Source organism: Rhodoferax sp. (assembly GCF_023701345.1).
Classification (GTDB): Bacteria; Pseudomonadota; Gammaproteobacteria; order Burkholderiales; family Burkholderiaceae_C; genus Rhodoferax.
This window is the reverse complement of the sequence record NZ_JAMPXE010000002.1, coordinates 64,029-81,161: the sequence shown is the minus strand read 5'-3', so window position 1 is coordinate 81,161 and position 17,133 is coordinate 64,029. Positions and strand designations below refer to the sequence as shown.

Sequence of the window (17,133 nt, the reverse complement as noted above, 5' to 3'; positions counted from 1 at the left end):
GCGGCCAACAACATCTCCAAGGGCATTCTGAAATACGCCAACTCGGGTGGTGTGCGTCTGGGTGGCCTGGTGTGTAACGAGCGCCAGACCGACAAGGAGCTGGAACTGGCTGACGCCCTGGCTGGCATGCTGGGTACCAAGCTGATCCACTTTGTGCCGCGCGACAACATCGTGCAGCACGCAGAACTGCGCCGCATGACCGTGATCGAGTACGCACCCGAGTCCAAGCAGGCGGCCGAGTACCGCACGCTGGCCAGCAAGATCCACAACAACGCTGGCAACGGCACCATCCCCACACCCATCACCATGGACCAGCTCGAAGACATGCTGATGGAGTTCGGGATCATGGACACGATCGACGAAACCCAAGTCGGCAAGGCTGCGGCAGAACTGGCTGCTGCCGCTTAAGAGGTACGGCGTCCGACCTGATTCAGCCTTGAGTCGGGTCGGTCCAAGTACCAATTGACAATATTTTTATCACTGGAGTTCCCCCATGACTGCCACCGTTGAAGAGCGCAAGGCCACGAACAAGGCCCTGATTGATGAAGTGCTGAAGGCTTATCCCGAAAAGATGGCCAAGCGGCGCGCCAAACACCTGGGCTCGTTTGAAGAAGGCAAGCCCGATTGCGGCGTCAAGTCCAATATCAAGTCATTGCCTGGCGTGATGACGATTCGCGGTTGCGCCTACGCTGGCTCCAAAGGCGTGGTGTGGGGCCCCATCAAGGACATGGTCCACATCAGCCACGGACCGGTGGGTTGCGGCCAATACTCTTGGGCGGCCCGGCGCAACTACTACATCGGCACCACCGGCATCGACACCTTTGTGACGATGCAATTCACCTCTGACTTTCAGGAAAAAGACATCGTTTTTGGCGGTGACAAGAAGCTCGACAAGATCATTGACGAGATTCAGGAACTGTTCCCGCTCAACAAGGGTATTTCGATTCAGTCCGAGTGCCCGATCGGCCTGATTGGCGACGACATCGAAGCCGTGTCGAAAAAGAAGAGCAAGGAATTTGAAGGCCACACCATCGTGCCGGTGCGCTGCGAAGGTTTCCGTGGTGTCAGCCAGTCGCTTGGCCACCATCTGGCCAATGACGCGATCCGTGATTGGGTGTTCGACAAGGTTGACCCCAACAAGCACCCGGAATTCGTCTCGACCCCGTACGACGTGGCCATCATCGGTGACTACAACATTGGTGGCGACGCCTGGTCCAGCCGCATCCTGCTTGAAGAAATGGGTCTGCGCGTGATTTCCCAGTGGTCCGGTGACGGCACCATCGCTGAAATCGAAAACACGCCCAAAGCCAAGCTCAACGTGCTGCACTGCTACCGCTCGATGAACTACATCAGCCGGCACATGGAAGAGAAGTACGGTATTCCATGGGTGGAATACAACTTCTTCGGCCCCACCATGATCGAGAAGAGCCTGCGCGAAATCGCCAGCCACTTCGACGACAGCATCAAGGCCAAGGCCGAAGAGGTCATCGCCAAGTACAAGCCGCTGATGCAAGCCGTGGTGGACAAGTTCAAGCCGCGCCTGGAAGGCAAGACCGTCATGCTGTACATCGGCGGCCTGCGCCCCCGTCACGTGATTGGTGCCTACGAAGACCTCGGCATGGTGGTGGTCGGTACCGGCTACGAATTTGGTCACAACGACGACTACCAGCGCACCACCCATTACATCAAGGATGCCACGCTGATCTATGACGACGTGACCGGTTACGAGTTCGAGCACTTTGTCGACAAGGTCAAGCCGGACCTGGTCGGTTCGGGCATCAAGGAAAAGTACGTGTTCCAGAAGATGGGCGTGCCTTTCCGCCAGATGCACAGCTGGGACTACTCCGGCCCTTACCACGGTTACGACGGCTTTGCCATCTTCGCCCGTGACATGGACATGGCCATTTCCAGCCCGATCTGGGGCCTGACCAAGGCGCCCTGGAAAAAGGCCGCGTAAACCCATGTGGCGGGTGAAAGCTCGCCACCTTTACAAAAATCTAGACGCGAGTGCCTGACGGCCCTCGCCCCAACCGCAAATTATTGGAGTCCGTCATGTCCCAATCCGCTGACAAAGTCATCGACCACGAATTGCTGTTTCGTGAGCCCGAGTATCAGAAGATGCTCGCCGACAAGAAAGAATTCGAATTCAACCATGCCGACGAGAAGATCAAGTCCATCGTCGAATGGACCAAAACCGAAGATTACAAACAAAAGAACTTCGCCCGCGACTCACTCACCGTGAACCCGGCCAAGGCTTGCCAGCCCCTGGGCGCGGTGTTTGTCGCCAACGGCTTTGCCAAGACACTGAGTTTTGTGCACGGCAGCCAGGGATGTGTGGCTTACTACCGCTCGCATTTCTCACGTCACTTCAAGGAACCCACCAGCTGCGTGTCATCCAGCATGACGGAAGACGCTGCGGTGTTCGGTGGCCTGAACAACATGGTGGACGGCCTGGCCAACGCCTACAGCCTGTACAAGCCCGACATGATTGCCGTGTCAACCACCTGCATGGCTGAGGTCATTGGTGACGACGTGGACGCTTTCATCAAGACCAGCAAGCAAAAGGGCAGCATTCCTGAAGAGTTTGATGTGCCGTTTGCCCACACACCTGCCTTTGTCGGCAGCCATGTCACCGGCTACGACAATGCCTTGATGGGTGTGTTGCGCCACTTCTGGGACGGCAAGGCCAAGACCACCGAACCCCTGGTGCGTGTGCCTGACGACAGCATCAACTTCATTGGCGGTTTTGATGGTTTCGTGGTCGGCAACATGAAAGAAATCCGCCGGATTTTTGACCTGTTCGACGTCAAGGTGAACATCCTTTGTGACCCGTCTGGCAACTGGAATACACCCACTGACGGCGAGTTCCGCATGTACGCTGGTGGCACCACCAAGGAAGAAGTGATTGCCGGCCTGCACGCCAAGGCGACCATCGTGTTCCAGGAATACTGCTGCGAAAAAACCACCAAGTTCATCCGTGAGCATGGCCAGGAAGTGGTGGTTCTCAATGCGCCTGTGGGCGTGGCAGGTACCGATGCCTTCCTGATGGAAATCTCTCGCCTGACCGGCAAGCCAATTCCGGCACAGCTGGAAAAAGAACGCGGCGAAGTGGTGGATGCCATGGCCGACAGCCAGGCGCACTTGCATGGCAAACGCTTTGCCCTGTATGGCGACCCGGACCAGATGCTGGGTTACGCAGCCTTTCTGCTGGAATTGGGTGCCGAACCCGCTCATGTGGTTTCCACCAATGGTGGCAAAGAGTGGGAGATCAAGATGCAGGCGCTGTTTGATTCGTCGCCATACGGCAAGGGTTGCAAGGCCTACCCCAAGCGCGACCTGTGGCACCTGCGTTCGCTGTTGTTCACGGAGCCGGTGGACTTCATGATCGGCAACACCTACGGCAAGTTCCTGGAACGCGATACCAAAACACCGCTGGTGCGCCTGGTGTTCCCGATCTTTGATCGCCATCACTACCACCGTTACGCCACCTGGGGTTATGACGGCGCCATGCGCGTGCTGGTGATGTTGCTCGACGAGTTCTTTGAAGCACTCGACGGCAACACCATGGAAATCGCCAAGACCGACTACTCCTACGACATCATCCGCTAAGGGGCGCACTTCCCTGCTGCGCCGGTTGATCTTGCGTTTGCAGTCCTCGCCGTACGGGTGTACGGCTGTGGGCTACAACGCAACCTCAATCGGCTCGCAACGGGAATTGCATCCCCTTAAGGAGTCACCAATACAAATTGAGACCATCATGGCCAACGTAACCTTTAGCTCCCCCCGTATGAAGAAGGACGTGACGGTGTATGCCGTTGCGGGCGATACCAAAACGCTGCTTGCTGTAGCAAAAGCCAACAGCGTGCCGCTGGAGTCCGAGTGTGAGAACGGCGAATGCGGTTCCTGCCAGGTGCAGGTGTCTGTGCTCTCCGGTGCCACACCGATCGGTGTCGCGCTGACCGAAAAGGAAAAATTGGTGCTGAAGCTGGCTGGCAAGATCACGACCCAGCAAATTGCCGACGCCGAGACCAAAGACATGCCGCCACCCTGGCGTCTGGCATGCCAGATGGTGGTGCGCGACGAAGACATCATCGTCAAGTTCTGACCATGGATGCCACCTACATCAGGACAACTCAGGATGGCCGCAAGGTTGAGGTCATTGATGGCTGGGTGTGTCTGGCAGGGGTGCGCGAGGCAGACAGCCTGATTCCGATGGAGGAACACCCCAACCGGCAAGCCATCGTCAAAGCCGTGCCAGGCGCCACCCACGCGGCTGGGCGTTTGCCGTTCACGCTGGCGGAGGCCGCCGTGGCACAAAACGCCTTGTCGGCAGCGCAACGCGTGTTGGATACCAGCCCGGCCGGCATCACACAGCGCCTGCGCCGCGCGGTGTGGGTCAAGGCCACCAACGAAGGCGTGGAATAAGTCTGACATCCACCCAAGCAGGAGTTTGCCGTGATCCATGTTGTTGAATTGCCTGATCAAGGCCATCCGCGCGCCTGGTTTGCCTACGACAAGGAGGATTTTGTCTGCAAGCTGGCGACGCTGGCCAACCCCCAGGGTGAGCGCTGTGTCTATTGGGATGACACTGAAGCCGTGGCCGCCTTCGAGGGCGGCGATCCGCTCATTGCGGGCAAGGCGCTCTGGCGCGCACGATTTGCACTGCATGAACAACTGGTGGCGCTTGAAGTATTGGCCGACGACTGCTGAGCCGGGCCGCACGAACGAACCCGACCATGTTGTCCCGCATGCAATATGACATTCTGCAGACCAGCGGGCAGGTCGTCGTTGCCCTGCTGGCCGAGCTGCAGAGCGAAGACGAACTGTTTGCCAGCGCCAATACCTTGCAGCGTGTCGAGGTTCACCTGCTCGTCATCGCGCAGACCCTGGCCCATTTGCCGGAGCCGCTGCGCCGGCGCCTGGTCCAGATTGACTGGCATGGCTGGCACTGCCTGCAGCAGCTGCTGGCGCACGACACCCAGCCGCGCCGCGAGGAGGTCTGGTACGGCGTGCGCGCCCTGGTGCCCGCTACGCTGGAATTGTTTGCGCAACTGCGCCGCCGCGAGCCAGGGTGGTTCGAGATCGGTTATTGAAACCAAGGACATTCATGAAAATTGCCGTTGCCACCAAGGATCACTGGAGCCAAGTCAGCGGCCATGCCGGCCAGGCCCGCGACTGGCTGGTGTTCGACTGCCAGCCCGGCGCGCCGCTGCCCGAACCCCGGCGCGTCGAGCTGACCAGGGAACAGTTGCCGCACCACTTTCAGGACACCGGCCCGCACCCACTGCAGGGCGTCGAGATCATGATCGCCGCCAACGCGGGCGACGGCTATATCCGTCACATGGCGAAATGGGGCGCCCAGGTGGTGCTGACCGGCGAGACCGCGCCCCTCGTCGCGCTGCAAAAAATCATGGCCGGCGAGGCGCTGGCCGACACCCGCTTCGACCTCACCACCACCCTGTGCAAGCTGCGCGACCTGTTCTCGCGGCATTGATGCGGCAATACATGCGCTGCACCCGTGAGCGGGGCGATGTTTGATTCGATGGCTGATTTTTGCCAAGCAGTCATAAAATGACGCCATGAGCACAATGAACATCTCCCTGCCTGATTCGCTCAAATCCTTTGTGGACGAACAGGTCGCACAACGCGGTTACGGCACCAGCAGCGAGTACGTGCGCGAATTGATTCGCAAAGACGCGGATCTTTTGCACCTGCGTGGCCTGCTGCTCAAGGGCGCAGCATCAACGCCTGCGGCGCCCGTCGATGCCAGTTACTTTTCGACATTGCGTGAGCGTGTGCAAAATCGCGCTCCGGGATGAAGGCCAAGTCCATTGGCCCGCGCAGTGAGGCCAACCGGGACGTGGACGACGCGATTGATCACTATCTGAGCGAAAGCGCCGAGCGAGCAGCCTTGGGGTTTGTCGATGCCCTTGAGCAGGCCTACGCCCATATCGCGCGCCATCCCGCCACCGGCTCACCACGCTACGCCCACGCGCTGAACATTCCCGGCCTACGCTCCCGGTCACTCAACCGCTACCCGTATCTGGTGTTCTTCATCGAGTGTGAAGATAGCATTGATGTCTGGCGCGTTTTGCGTGGGCAACGTGACATTCCTGCATGGCTAGAGGATAAGCGCTAATCGTTGGGCTTGAAAAAGCCCGCTCTCAGGTATTGAGGAGAATGCATCATGCTAAAAACATATCAAGGCAGTTGTCATTGCGGTGCTGTAACTTTCGAGGCCGACCTTGACCTCACCCAAAGCTCATTCCGTTGCAACTGCTCCATATGTCGGCGCACTCGCTTCTGGCCGACTGTAGCCAGGCCTGAAAACTTCCGTTTACTTACTGGCGAATCCGAGCTGACGCAGTATTTGTTCAACACAAAGAAAAATCATCACTATTTCTGCAAGCGCTGCGGCGTTCGCTGCTTTGGCATCGGCAATGAAACGCCCATCGGCAAAATGTATGGCGTCAATCTTGGGTGTCTCTCCGATGTTACAGACGAGGAGCTTTCAAAAGTCCCCATCACCTATGTTGACGGGCTGCATGACAAATGGCAAAGCGCACCGGCATTCTTTCGCCACCTATGAGTACCAAGGCAAAGCGTGTGTTGCAGGCGCAGAAACGGGTGAATGTTGATACTCCAACCTGGATGATTGATCCACTGGATCGTGAAGCCAGCAAACCAGCCGCCGTTCTGTCGCAAACCGTTTGTCGTAATCCCTACAAACCGGCTAAAGCGCGGCGTCGCCGGTAGCGATATCCCGTCGTAATCACTGAAAAAGTCGGGTTTTATCCTGGCACCAAAAATGCAATGAGAAGACTACCCACCCCATCAGGAGTCTTCCATGTCAGTTGCGCTCAAGGCCAAAATTGCCGAAGTGTTCGAAGAGCCTGGTTGCGACAAGAATCAGGGCAAGAGCGAGAAGGAACGCAAGAAGGGCTGCACCAAGCAGCTCTCGCCCGGCGCGGCCGCCGGTGGTTGCGCTTTTGACGGCGCCAAGATTGCGCTGCAACCCATTGCCGACGTGGCGCACCTGGTGCACGGGCCGATTGCCTGCGAGGGCAACTCCTGGGACAACCGGCACAGTGGCTCGTCCGGCCCGCAAATCTATCGCACCGGGTTCACCACCGACATCAACGAGCTGGACGTGATCTACGGCGGTGAAAAACGCCTGTTCAAGTCGATTCGCGAGATCATTGAGAAGTACGATCCACCGGCTGTGTTTGTCTACCAGACCTGCGTGACTGCCCTGGTGGGCGACGACATCGAGGCCGTGTGCCAGCGCGCCACCGAGAAATTTGGCAAACCCATCATTCCGGTTAACGCCCCCGGTTTTGCCGGCCCCAAGAACCTGGGCAACAAACTGGGTGCCGAGGCTTTGCTGGACTACGTGATCGGCACGGTAGAACCCGAATTCACCACGCCCTATGACATCAACATCATTGGTGAATACAACCTGGTGGGCGAGTTGTGGCAGGTCAAGCCGCTGCTGGATGCGCTGGGCATCCGGATCCTGTCGTGTATCTCGGGCGACGGACGTTACAAGGAGGTGGCCAGCGCGCACCGGGCCAAGGTGAACATGATGGTGTGCTCCAAGTCGATGATCAACATTGCCACCAAGATGGAGCAGCGCTGGGGCATTCCGTATTTTGAAGGTTCGTTCTACGGCATTGGCGACATGAGCGACACCTTGCGCCAGATCGCCAAACTGCTGGTGCAGCAGGGTGCCCCTGATGATTTGCTGGACCGTACCGAGCGCCTGATCGAAGTCGAAGAGGCACGCGCCTGGCAGCGCATTGCCGAATACAAGCAGCGGCTGCAGGGCAAGCGGGTGCTGCTGATCACCGGCGGTGTCAAATCCTGGTCGGTGGTGGCAGCGCTGCAGGAAGGTGGCATGGAGATTGTGGGCACCAGCGTGAAAAAGTCCACCAAGGAAGACAAGGAAAAGATCAAGGAGATCATGGGTGACGACGCCCACATGATCGACGACATGACCCCGCGCGAGATGTACAACATGCTGCGTGAGGCGCGGGCTGACATCATGCTCTCCGGCGGGCGTTCGCAGTTTGTCGCGCTGAAAGCGCGTATGCCCTGGCTGGACATCAACCAGGAGCGTTATCACCCTTATGGCGGCTATGAAGGCATGGTGGAACTGGTGCGCGAGATAGACCGCGCCATCCACAACCCGGTCTGGCAGCAGGTGCGGATCCCGGCCCCCTGGGGTGATGACGGCGAAACCCTGGGTGCCGTGTTGCCCAGCGCGCAGCCCATGGCTTACCTGACCGAAGTGGCCGCCAAGTCCATGGGCCTGGCCCCCGAAGAAGTGCCGAGTTGACCCCACACAACCCCTAACCCGAGTAATCCAACATGGCCAGCGTTGTTGAATCCAAAAAAGCCTGCGCGGTGAACCCGCTCAAGATGAGCCAGCCGCTGGGTGCCAGTTTTGCCTTTCTGGGGCTGGACGCCTGTATGCCGGTGATGCACGGCTCACAAGGTTGCACCTCGTTCGGTCTGGTGCTGCTGGTGCGGCATTTCAAGGAAGCCATTCCGCTGCAGACTACAGCCATGAACGAGGTGACCTCCATCCTGGGGGGCTACGACAACATCGAAGCGGCTCTGCTGAACATCCGCAAACGCGCCGCACCCAAAGTGATTGCCATCTGCTCCACCGGCCTGACGGAAACAAAAGGGGATGATGTGGACGGCTACATCGTGACCGTGCGCAAACGCAAGCCCGAGCTGGATGACACCGAGATCATCTATGTATCTACCCCCGATTACGTGGGTGGGTTTGAAGATGGCTACAGCCATGCGGTAACCGCCATCGTCAAGACACTGGTTAAACCGCTGCCGGTCAACACCCAGCAAGTGACCTTGTTGCCCGGCAGCCATCTGGCGCCGGCCGACATTGACGAACTGCGCGACATCATTGAAGCTTTTGGCCTCTCGGTCATCGTCCTGCCAGACATTTCAGGCTCGCTCGACGGTCACATTGCCCCCGATTGGCGTGGCACCACCTTGGGTGGCACCACGTTGGAACAGATTCGGGCCGCCGGGGCTTCTGCGCTGACCATCGGCGTGGGTGAACAAACCCGTGAGCCGGCCGAAGCGTTGCAAGGCATTGCCGGGACACCGCTGGAAATTTTTGACCGGTTGACCGGGCTGGAAGTCAACGACCGATTTCTGCAACGTCTGGCACAGGTTTCCGGGCGGCCGGTGCCCGCCAAATACCGCAGCCAGCGCAGCCAGTTGCTTGATGCCATGCTGGACGGCCATTTTTACACTGGTGGCATCAAGGTGGCGATTGCGGCCGAACCCGACTTGCTGCTGGCGGTGGGCAGCCTGCTGCATGAAATGGGGGCCGAATTGCGCTGCTGCGTTAGCACCACCAAGTCGGCTTCGCACGCATTGCTGCCGGCTGAGACAGTGATTCTGGGTGACCTGGAAGACCTGGAAAAAGGTGCCGTAGATTGCGACTTGCTGGTCACCCATTCACATGGTCGCCAGGCGGCAGAGCGGTTGGGCAAGCCCCTGTTGCGCATTGGTTTTCCGGTGTTTGACCGCATTGGCAACGCACACCGTTGCCAGGTGGGTTACCGCGGCACGATGGCCCTGATTTTTGACATTGCCAACCTGATGATTGAACAGATCGGTCATCACCACGCTACCGACTGGCCGCTCACGCCCGAGGCCTTGCGCGCAGCAGCGGCAGTGGTGCGAGCGAGACCGGACAAGCTGCAGGACTCAGCGCGTTATCAGGAAACCGTGGCGGCTGCCAGTGCCTGACCCCTTGAAACCTCAACCCAAAACCAGGAGTGCCTTATGAAAATTGCCTTCGCCACCCAGGACAAAGCGCGCGTTGACGCGCATTTTGGCTGGGCCAAAAGCATTGTTGTGTATGACGTGTCGCCCGAGGGGCATCACTTTGTCGAGAGTTTTGAGTTTGGCGACACGCTTGAAGAAGACGGCGACGAAGACAAGCTGGCCCCCAAGCTGGAAGCCATCAAGGACTGCGCCATCGTCTACGTGGCCGCCATTGGTGGCTCCGGTGCGGCGCGTGTCGTGGCCATGAAGATCCATCCCATCAAGGTGTCCCAGCCTGAATCGATTGCCGAAATTCTGGACAAGCTTCAGCTGGTGCTGCAGGGCACGCCGCCACCCTGGCTGCGCAAGGCACTGGCCAAAGACGGCGAGCGCACATTTGACTTTGAAGACGATGAGGTAACCCAATGACAGAATCTGAAACCCTTGAGACGCTTGCCCCCGTCAATGACGAGGCGTATCTCTCGACACCGTTTGTGCAGCAGCTCATCAAGCAACTGCGCGCGCAGGACACCAACGGCACCTGGGACAACAAGAGCGACCTGCAGTTGCTCAAGCCCTATATTCACACGGCTGAAGAACGCCGTGCCCTGCCGATCCTGGGTGATCCGGATCCCGAAACCTTGTGGCATCTGGAAATTTTCTACAACGCGATTGCCGTGGCGATTGAGCGCGAAACCGGTCAGATGGTGTCGCCGATGATGAAAATGAGCCACGAAGGCTTTGGCCGCATGGTGTTGATTGCCGGTCGATTGGTCGTGGTCAACAAGCAGTTGCGCGACGTGCATCGCTTTGGCTTCCCGTCACTGGCCAAACTGGCGCAGGCCGGGGGCAAGTTTTTTGATGAAGCGGTCAGCATGATCCGCACTTATCCCGCTGTGGCGCAATACGGAGCCTGATCATGAGCACGGATGCTGAAGAACTCAAGGCGCGGCTGAAAAAACTCAACGCCCGCGCCACGCAGGCCAAAATGGACCTGCACGACCTGTCGGAAGAACTGCCAACCAACTGGGAAATGATTTTGCAGGTGGCGCAGCGCTGTCACGAAGCTCATGCCATGCTGATGGACGCACGCAAGGCGGCGGCTGCGTTATGAGCGCGACATTCAACGTCACCCTGCCCAGTGGTGCGGTGTGGACCCCCACTTTTGTCGCGGCATTGGACGATCAAAAATGCATCGGCTGCGGACGTTGTTTCAAGGTCTGTCCGCGCGGTGTATTGGAACTGGTTGGCTTGACCGAAGAGGGCGAGCGGATTACTGTCGATATCGACGATGACGACGATGATGAGGAATACGAAAAGAAAGTGATGACGATTGCGCACCAGGAACTGTGCATCGGTTGCACTGCGTGCGCCAAGATTTGCCCGAAGAAGTGCTATACCCACGCTGCAGCCCTTGTGTGAACGTAATTCCATTTCTAAATCATCCGTGTCGTTGTTGCTTCGCCTTGTCGTGCTACAGCACTGCCTGCGGCTTCGCGCCTAGACACAAATGATTTGGAAACGGAATAAGTTGTCCCAAGCCAGTGAGGGTGTCAAAACCGGGGTGTCTTCAAGCGACACCGAGTTACTTCAGCGCAATACCATTTTGTTGATGGTCAAAAAACCGCTCAATGCCGCCAGCATCTCCTCAGGCGTTTCATTCATCTGCTGGTGCCCACCGGGCAAATAAACCACCTGGGCATTCCTTGCCCCCTTGATCAGTTCCTGCGCTGCCTTGGGCGGCGTCATCTGGTCCACCTTGCCCAGCACAAACAGCACCGGGCAAGTGACCCGGGCCATGGCTTGCAGGCCGTTCTGGTAGCTGTCGCAGGCCTTGAAGCCGGTGTAAAACACGTTCACTTTTTGATTGCTGGCCAGCACCCGGCGGCCCAGCGCCATCGACGCGCCATAGACCCAGGTGCCCGGCCCCAAAGCTGAGGGCGGCGGGGCCAGCGTGGCGCGGGAAAATACGTTGACCATGGCCAGTGCCTTCATCGGCTCCGTCACTGACGCCCGTAACAGGGCCGGGGAGACGCGCATGGGAAACGCGGTGCCGACCAGCACCAGTTGACTGATGCGTTCAGGTGCGCGGGCCGCGGCTTCCAGTGCAATCAGCGAGCCAAGGCTGTGGCCCACCAAGGCGGCCTGCTTGAGCCCTGCCGCAGCCATCAACGCCAGTACAAAGTCGGCCGCCTCTTCTACTGTGGCGGGCGGCTCGCCGCCGCTGCGGCAGTGGCCGGGCAAATCAATCGCCAGCACGTTCCAGCCGTGGTGCGCCAGGTAGCGCGTCTGCAAAATCCAGACGCTGTGGTCGCCCAGCACACCGTGGATGAAGATCGCGGTGGGCTGGGCGGCATCGAAGGGTTTGCCGCCGGTGTAGCAATAAGTTGGTGCGCCGTTGACAGTGAAAATCATGCTGCTTTCTCCGCGGCTTTCAAAGCCCGTTTCAGGTCGTCGATCAGATCATCCGGATCTTCCAGTCCGATGCTCAGGCGGATCGTTCCCTGGGTGATGCCGGCCGCGATCAGGGCTGCGTTATCCATGCGGAAGTGGGTGGTGCTGGCCGGGTGGATCACCAGGCTGCGGCAGTCGCCCACATTGGCCAGGTGGCTGAACAGCTTGAGGTTTTCGACAAAGGCCTTGCCCTGGGCGCGGCTGCCTTTCAGGTCGAAACTGAAGACCGATCCCGCGCCGCGTGGCAGCAGTTTTTGCGCCAGCGCATGGCTGGGGTGGCTGTCCAGCATGGGGTGGCCGACCCGCGCCACAAAGGGCTGGCTGGCCAGGAATTCGACCACACGCTGGGTGTTGCTCATGTGCCGCGCCATGCGCAGCGGCAGCGTTTCCATGCCCTGCAAAATGAGCCAGGCCGAGTGGGGGCTCAAGGCCGCGCCAAAGTCGCGCAGGCCTTCACGGCGGGCCCGCAGCAAAAACGCGCCGACGGTGGATTCTTCGGAGAACACCATGTTGTGAAAACCGTCGTAGGGCTGGCACAGCTCGGGGAAGCGCCCCGCGGCCTCCCAGTCAAAACTGCCGCCATCCACCACCAGCCCGCCGATCACCGTGCCGTGGCCGCTCAGGAACTTGGTGGCCGAGTGGTAGACCAGGTCGGCACCATGCTCGAACGGCTTCATCAGCCAGGGCGTGGTCAGGGTCGAGTCCACCAGCAGCGGCACGCCGGCCTCGTGGGCGATGTCGCTTATGGTCGGAATGTCCAGCACGTCGAGCCCAGGGTTGCCGACAGTTTCACCAAAAAAAAGCCGGGTGTTGGGCCGCACTGCCGCGCGCCAGCCGTCGATGTCGCCGGGCTTGACAAACGTGGTGTCGATGCCAAAGCGGCGCAGCGTGTAGTGCAACAGGTTCTGGCTGCCACCATAGAGCGCGGTGCTGGCCACGATGTGGCTGCCGGCGCCCATCAGCGTGGCAATGCTCAGGTGCAGCGCGGCCTGGCCGCTGGCCACCGCAATCGCGCCAATGCCACCTTCCAGCGCCGCGATGCGCTGCTCCAGCACCGCGTTGGTCGGATTGCTGATGCGGCTGTACACATGGCCGGCGCGTTCCAGGTTGAACAGCGACTGGGCGTGGTCGCTGGACTCGAAAACGAACGAGGTGGTCAGGTAGATGGGAAGTGCACGGGCACCTGTGGCGGGGTCGGGCGCGGCGCCCGCGTGCAAGGCAAGGGTGTCAAAACCGGGGTCGGAGTAGCCGGGCATGGGGGACTTTCGGGTTGAATAAGGTGCGTGAGATCAATATTTTTAAACAATTAGCAGCAAGCTGATGGAAATCACTGATCAAGACGAGCTGATTGTGGGCTATATTTCGGATTACTTATTCGGTCATCTTTGACTGATTCAACACGAGGAGCACTATGAAAGTCAGTGATATTTTGCGCATCAAAGGCGGCACGCTGTTTACAGTCTCACCCGACGAGCTTCTGATAAACGCACTCAAGTTGATGGATGACCGTGATATAGGTTCACTGGTGGTCATGGAGCACGGCGAACTGGTGGGCATGCTCACGGTTCGCGAGCTCACCAAGGTCCTGGTCAAAACCGGTGGCAGCATCAGTAGCACCGTTGTGCGCACTGCCATGGACGATTCGCCGCTGACCTGCACTACCGAGACCGACATGGACGAAGTGCGGCGCATGATGCTGGAGCGCCATGCGCGCTACATGCCGGTCATGAACAAAAAAGTGCTGATGGGCGTGATCAGCTTTCACGACGTGGCCCGCGCCGTGGTGGACAGTCAGAACTTTGAGAACAAGATGCTCAAGGCCTACATCCATGACTGGCCCGAAGGCCAGGAACCGGCAGACGCGCCCAAGCTCTAGTTTCAAGGCTTCGCCCACAGGGCGGCCCGCTCTGGGATAATCGCGCCCCATGAGCGGCAATACCTTTGGAAATTTATTCGCAGTCACCAACTTTGGTGAATCCCACGGCCCGGCCATTGGCTGCGTGATCGACGGCTGCCCGCCCGGGCTGTCGCTGTCCGAGGCTGACATTCAGCCCGATCTGGACCGGCGTCGGCCAGGCACCAGCAAGTTTGTCACCCAGCGCAACGAGCCCGATGCGGTAGAAATTTTGTCGGGCGTGTTTGATGGCAAAACCACCGGCACGCCGATTTGCCTGTTGATCAAAAACACCGACCAGCGCAGCAAGGACTACGGCAACATCGTTCAAACCTTTCGCCCCGGCCATGCTGATTACAGCTATTTCCAGAAATACGGCATTCGCGACCCGCGCGGCGGTGGCCGTTCCAGCGCGCGTTTGACGGCGCCGATGGTGGCGGCCGGCGCGGTGGCCAAAAAATGGCTGTTTGAGAAATATGGCACGGTGTTTCGCGGCTGCATGACTCAAATTGGCGAACTGCCGATTGCCTTCGAGTCGTGGCAGCATGTGCCGAACAACCCGTTTTTTGCGCCGGTGGCCGATGTGTCTGCGCTGGAAAGCTACTTGAGCGAGCTGCGCAAGGGCGGCGACTCCTGTGGTGCGCGCTTGCGCGTGTCGGCATCGAATGTGCCGGTGGGCCTGGGTGAGCCGCTGTTCGACAAAATGGACGCTGACATTGCCTACGCCATGATGGGCGTCAATGCTGTCAAGGGCGTGGAAATTGGCGCCGGTTTTGCCTGCGTGGCACAGCGTGGCAGCAGGCATGGCGACGCGCTGACCCCTCAGGGCTTCATGGGCAACAACGCGGGCGGCACGCTGGGTGGCATCACCTCAGGGCAGGACCTGGAAGTGTCGGTGGCGGTCAAGCCGACCAGCTCGATCCTGACGCCGCGCACCTCGATCGACATGGCGGGCCAGCCCACCGAAGTGGTCACCAAAGGCCGCCACGACCCTTGCGTGGGCATTCGCGCCACGCCCATCCTGGAAGCCATGCTGGCGCTGGTGGTGATGGAGCACGCGTTGCGCCAGCGCGCCCAGTGTGGCGATGTGCAGCCTGTGCTGGCGCCTATTGCCGCCCAGGCCTGAATTGATACACGCCATGAAAACCCCTGAACTGTTGGCCCCGGCAGGCTCCTTGGCCATGCTGGAAACGGCGCTGGCCTTTGGCGCCACGGCCATTTATGCAGGCCAGCCGCGCTATTCCCTGCGCGTGCGCAACAACGACTTCGGTGCCATTGAGGTCTTGAAGCAGGGCATTGACACGGCCCATGCCAAAGGCGCCAAATTTTTCCTGGTGTCCAACATCTTCCCGCACGGCAACAAGATCAGGAGCTACATCGACAACATGGCGCCGGTGATTGCCTTGAAGCCCGATGCCATGATCATGTCCGACCCCGGCCTCATCATGATGGTGCGCGAAACCTGGCCCGAGATGGAAATCCATCTGTCGGTGCAGGCCAACACGGTGAATTCCGCCGCTGTCAGGTTTTGGAAAACCGTCGGCATCAGCCGGGTCATCCTGTCGCGCGAGTTGTCGCTGGACCAGGTGGCGCAGATTCGCCAGGATTGCCCGGACACCGAACTCGAAGTGTTTGTGCACGGCGCCTTGTGTATTGCCTATTCGGGCCGCTGCCTGCTGTCGGGCTACTTCAACCACCGCGACGCCAACCAGGGCAGTTGCACCAATTCCTGCCGCTGGGACTACAAGACGCAAAAAGGCGTGGTCGATGCCTCGGGCGACGTGCTGACACGCCAGGCGGCGATGGCGCGTGAACGCGAACAGGACGAGCGAACCGGCGGTGGCGTGTTGCCAGGGCAGGGTCACATTGAACGTGCGCCCGAAGCCGACCAGGTCTACATGCTTGAGGAAAGCCAGCGCGAGGGCAGTTACATGCCGATCGAGGAAGACGAGCACGGCACCTACGTGATGAATTCCAAGGACCTGCGCGCCATCGAGCACGTCAAGCGGCTGGTGGAAATTGGTGTCGATTCGCTCAAGATCGAGGGCCGCACCAAGAGCCCGTATTACGTGGCGCGCACGGTGCAAAGCTATCGCCGCGCGATAGACGACGCGGTGGCCGGACGCGAACTGGACCCGGCGCTGTTGGGGCAGCTCGAAGGGCTGGCCAACCGCGGCTACACCTCGGGTTTTTTCCAGCGCCACAGTCCCGAAGCCACGCAAAATTATTTGCGCGGTTACTCGGAGTCGGGTCGCAGCTTGTACGTGGGCGATGCCGTGGCGTTTGACGCCGCGCGCGGCCTGATGCAGGTGAACGTGCGCAACCGATTTGCCGTGAACGACTGGCTCGAGATCATCCACCCGGATGGCAATTTTGATGTGCAGATCAACCGCATGGAAAGCGCTGACGGCAGCGCCGTGGCGGTGGCGCCAGGCAGTGGCCACACCGTGTGGTTGCCGCTGCCGGAAACTGCCGTGGGTGCGTTTGTGGCGCGTTATGTGCATGCGCCAGAGACAAATCCTACCGCTTCGTTGGTGTGACTGGGATGACCGTGAATGCAGAGCCTTTACATGTGCGCGAGGACGAGGTTGAACTCTCGGCCATCCGGGCGCAGGGCGCGGGCGGGCAAAACGTCAACAAGGTATCCAGCGCGATCCATTTGCGTTTTGACATAGCTGCATCGAGCCTGCCCGACGACGTCAAGGAGCGTTTGCTGGCGCTGCATGACAGTCGCATTACCAAGGACGGCATTCTGGTGCTCAAGGCGCAGCAGCACCGCACCCAGGAGATGAACCGTTTTGACGCGTTGATTCGCCTGCACGAACTGGTCAACAGCGTGGCGCAGCCGCCCAAAACGCGCAAACCCACCAAACCGACGCGCGCCTCAGTCAGGCGGGTGCGCCAGGCCAAGACACAGCGCTCCGAGGTCAAGGCCACGCGTGCCCGGGTTCTGCATGAGCATTGATGGGCTGCGGTTC

At 59.5% G+C, this 17,133-nt stretch carries 22 protein-coding genes and 1 pseudogene; 21 read left to right on the top strand and 2 right to left on the bottom strand.

What is annotated here, in order from left to right; translation table 11 throughout:
• The 17 genes and pseudogenes from nifH to fdxB form a co-directional block, all read left to right on the top strand.
• A pseudogene (gene nifH / locus NDI87_RS00830) lies at positions 1-408 on the top strand (nitrogenase reductase); the annotation flags it as partial.
• An 85-nt stretch (positions 409-493) separates the two neighbouring features.
• Positions 494-1,957, top strand: coding sequence for a nitrogenase molybdenum-iron protein alpha chain (gene nifD / locus NDI87_RS00825; protein ID WP_296272872.1), 1,464 nt, complete (start codon positions 494-496; stop codon positions 1,955-1,957).
• A gap of 95 nt (positions 1,958-2,052) precedes the next feature.
• A complete protein-coding gene (gene nifK, locus NDI87_RS00820; RefSeq protein WP_296272871.1) occupies positions 2,053-3,609 on the top strand; it encodes a nitrogenase molybdenum-iron protein subunit beta in 1,557 nt (518 codons plus the stop codon).
• 148 nt (positions 3,610-3,757) lie between these two features.
• On the top strand, positions 3,758-4,105 hold the full coding sequence (locus tag NDI87_RS00815) for a 2Fe-2S iron-sulfur cluster-binding protein (protein WP_296272869.1): 348 nt from the start codon (positions 3,758-3,760) through the stop codon (positions 4,103-4,105).
• Positions 4,106-4,107: 2 nt separating this feature from the next.
• Positions 4,108-4,425 carry a hypothetical protein gene (locus NDI87_RS00810; protein ID WP_296272868.1) on the top strand — a complete coding sequence of 106 codons (318 nt, stop codon included), beginning with the start codon at positions 4,108-4,110 and terminating at the stop codon, positions 4,423-4,425.
• A 30-nt stretch (positions 4,426-4,455) separates the two neighbouring features.
• Positions 4,456-4,710, top strand: coding sequence for a hypothetical protein (locus NDI87_RS00805; protein ID WP_296272866.1), 255 nt, complete (start codon positions 4,456-4,458; stop codon positions 4,708-4,710).
• Between the two features lie 38 nt (positions 4,711-4,748).
• Positions 4,749-5,093, top strand: a complete 345-nt coding sequence (locus NDI87_RS00800; RefSeq protein WP_296272864.1) for a hypothetical protein — start codon at positions 4,749-4,751, stop codon at positions 5,091-5,093.
• 14 nt (positions 5,094-5,107) lie between these two features.
• The gene (locus tag NDI87_RS00795) at positions 5,108-5,494 is read left to right on the top strand and encodes a hypothetical protein (protein WP_296272863.1); all 387 of its coding nucleotides are present in this window, start codon (positions 5,108-5,110) and stop codon (positions 5,492-5,494) included.
• Between the two features lie 85 nt (positions 5,495-5,579).
• A complete protein-coding gene (locus NDI87_RS00790; protein WP_296272862.1) occupies positions 5,580-5,819 on the top strand; it encodes a ribbon-helix-helix domain-containing protein in 240 nt (79 codons plus the stop codon).
• Positions 5,816-6,139 (top strand): type II toxin-antitoxin system RelE/ParE family toxin, encoded by a 324-nt coding sequence (locus NDI87_RS00785; RefSeq protein ID WP_296272860.1) that lies wholly within the window; start codon positions 5,816-5,818, stop codon positions 6,137-6,139. Before NDI87_RS00790 ends, NDI87_RS00785 begins: the two co-directional genes overlap by 4 nt.
• 48 nt (positions 6,140-6,187) lie before the next feature.
• Positions 6,188-6,589, top strand: a complete 402-nt coding sequence (locus NDI87_RS00780) for a GFA family protein (RefSeq protein ID WP_296272859.1) — start codon at positions 6,188-6,190, stop codon at positions 6,587-6,589.
• A gap of 258 nt (positions 6,590-6,847) precedes the next feature.
• On the top strand, positions 6,848-8,338 hold the full coding sequence (gene nifE, locus NDI87_RS00775) for a nitrogenase iron-molybdenum cofactor biosynthesis protein NifE (protein ID WP_296272857.1): 1,491 nt from the start codon (positions 6,848-6,850) through the stop codon (positions 8,336-8,338).
• Positions 8,339-8,370: 32 nt separating this feature from the next.
• Positions 8,371-9,789 carry a nitrogenase iron-molybdenum cofactor biosynthesis protein NifN gene (gene nifN / locus NDI87_RS00770; RefSeq protein WP_296272855.1) on the top strand — a complete coding sequence of 473 codons (1,419 nt, stop codon included), beginning with the start codon at positions 8,371-8,373 and terminating at the stop codon, positions 9,787-9,789.
• Positions 9,790-9,825: 36 nt separating this feature from the next.
• Positions 9,826-10,236: a nitrogen fixation protein NifX gene (nifX, locus tag NDI87_RS00765; protein ID WP_296272854.1), complete on the top strand. Its 411-nt coding sequence runs from the start codon at positions 9,826-9,828 to the stop codon at positions 10,234-10,236.
• Entirely contained in the window at positions 10,233-10,724 is a 492-nt protein-coding gene (locus tag NDI87_RS00760; RefSeq protein WP_296272853.1) for a NifX-associated nitrogen fixation protein, read from the top strand. Before nifX ends, NDI87_RS00760 begins: the two co-directional genes overlap by 4 nt.
• Positions 10,725-10,726: 2 nt before the next feature.
• Positions 10,727-10,921, top strand: a complete 195-nt coding sequence (locus tag NDI87_RS00755; RefSeq protein ID WP_296272852.1) for a CCE_0567 family metalloprotein — start codon at positions 10,727-10,729, stop codon at positions 10,919-10,921.
• A complete protein-coding gene (fdxB, locus tag NDI87_RS00750) occupies positions 10,918-11,229 on the top strand; it encodes a ferredoxin III, nif-specific (RefSeq protein ID WP_296272850.1) in 312 nt (103 codons plus the stop codon). Before NDI87_RS00755 ends, fdxB begins: the two co-directional genes overlap by 4 nt.
• A gap of 168 nt (positions 11,230-11,397) precedes the next feature.
• Here the strand turns inward: fdxB and NDI87_RS00745 are convergent, their stop codons facing one another.
• Both NDI87_RS00745 and NDI87_RS00740 read right to left on the bottom strand, forming a co-directional pair.
• Positions 11,398-12,222 (bottom strand): alpha/beta hydrolase, encoded by an 825-nt coding sequence (locus tag NDI87_RS00745; protein ID WP_296272848.1) that lies wholly within the window; start codon positions 12,220-12,222, stop codon positions 11,398-11,400.
• The gene (locus NDI87_RS00740; protein WP_296272846.1) at positions 12,219-13,517 is read right to left on the bottom strand and encodes an O-acetylhomoserine aminocarboxypropyltransferase; all 1,299 of its coding nucleotides are present in this window, start codon (positions 13,515-13,517) and stop codon (positions 12,219-12,221) included. The genes NDI87_RS00745 and NDI87_RS00740 overlap by 4 nt, the downstream gene beginning before the upstream one ends.
• Before the next feature lie 155 nt (positions 13,518-13,672).
• On the opposite strand from NDI87_RS00740, the gene NDI87_RS00735 reads away from it, so the two are divergent.
• From NDI87_RS00735 to arfB, 4 genes are read left to right on the top strand one after another with little or no spacing between them, the layout of a single operon-like run.
• Positions 13,673-14,137 (top strand): CBS domain-containing protein, encoded by a 465-nt coding sequence (locus tag NDI87_RS00735; RefSeq protein WP_296272845.1) that lies wholly within the window; start codon positions 13,673-13,675, stop codon positions 14,135-14,137.
• Positions 14,138-14,186: 49 nt separating this feature from the next.
• On the top strand, positions 14,187-15,281 hold the full coding sequence (gene aroC / locus NDI87_RS00730; protein ID WP_296272843.1) for a chorismate synthase: 1,095 nt from the start codon (positions 14,187-14,189) through the stop codon (positions 15,279-15,281).
• Positions 15,282-15,294: 13 nt separating this feature from the next.
• Positions 15,295-16,695 carry a tRNA 5-hydroxyuridine modification protein YegQ gene (gene yegQ / locus NDI87_RS00725; protein ID WP_296272842.1) on the top strand — a complete coding sequence of 467 codons (1,401 nt, stop codon included), beginning with the start codon at positions 15,295-15,297 and terminating at the stop codon, positions 16,693-16,695.
• Between the two features lie 11 nt (positions 16,696-16,706).
• Positions 16,707-17,120, top strand: a complete 414-nt coding sequence (arfB, locus tag NDI87_RS00720; protein WP_296272840.1) for an alternative ribosome rescue aminoacyl-tRNA hydrolase ArfB — start codon at positions 16,707-16,709, stop codon at positions 17,118-17,120.
• The last annotated feature ends 13 nt before the right edge of the window (positions 17,121-17,133 follow it).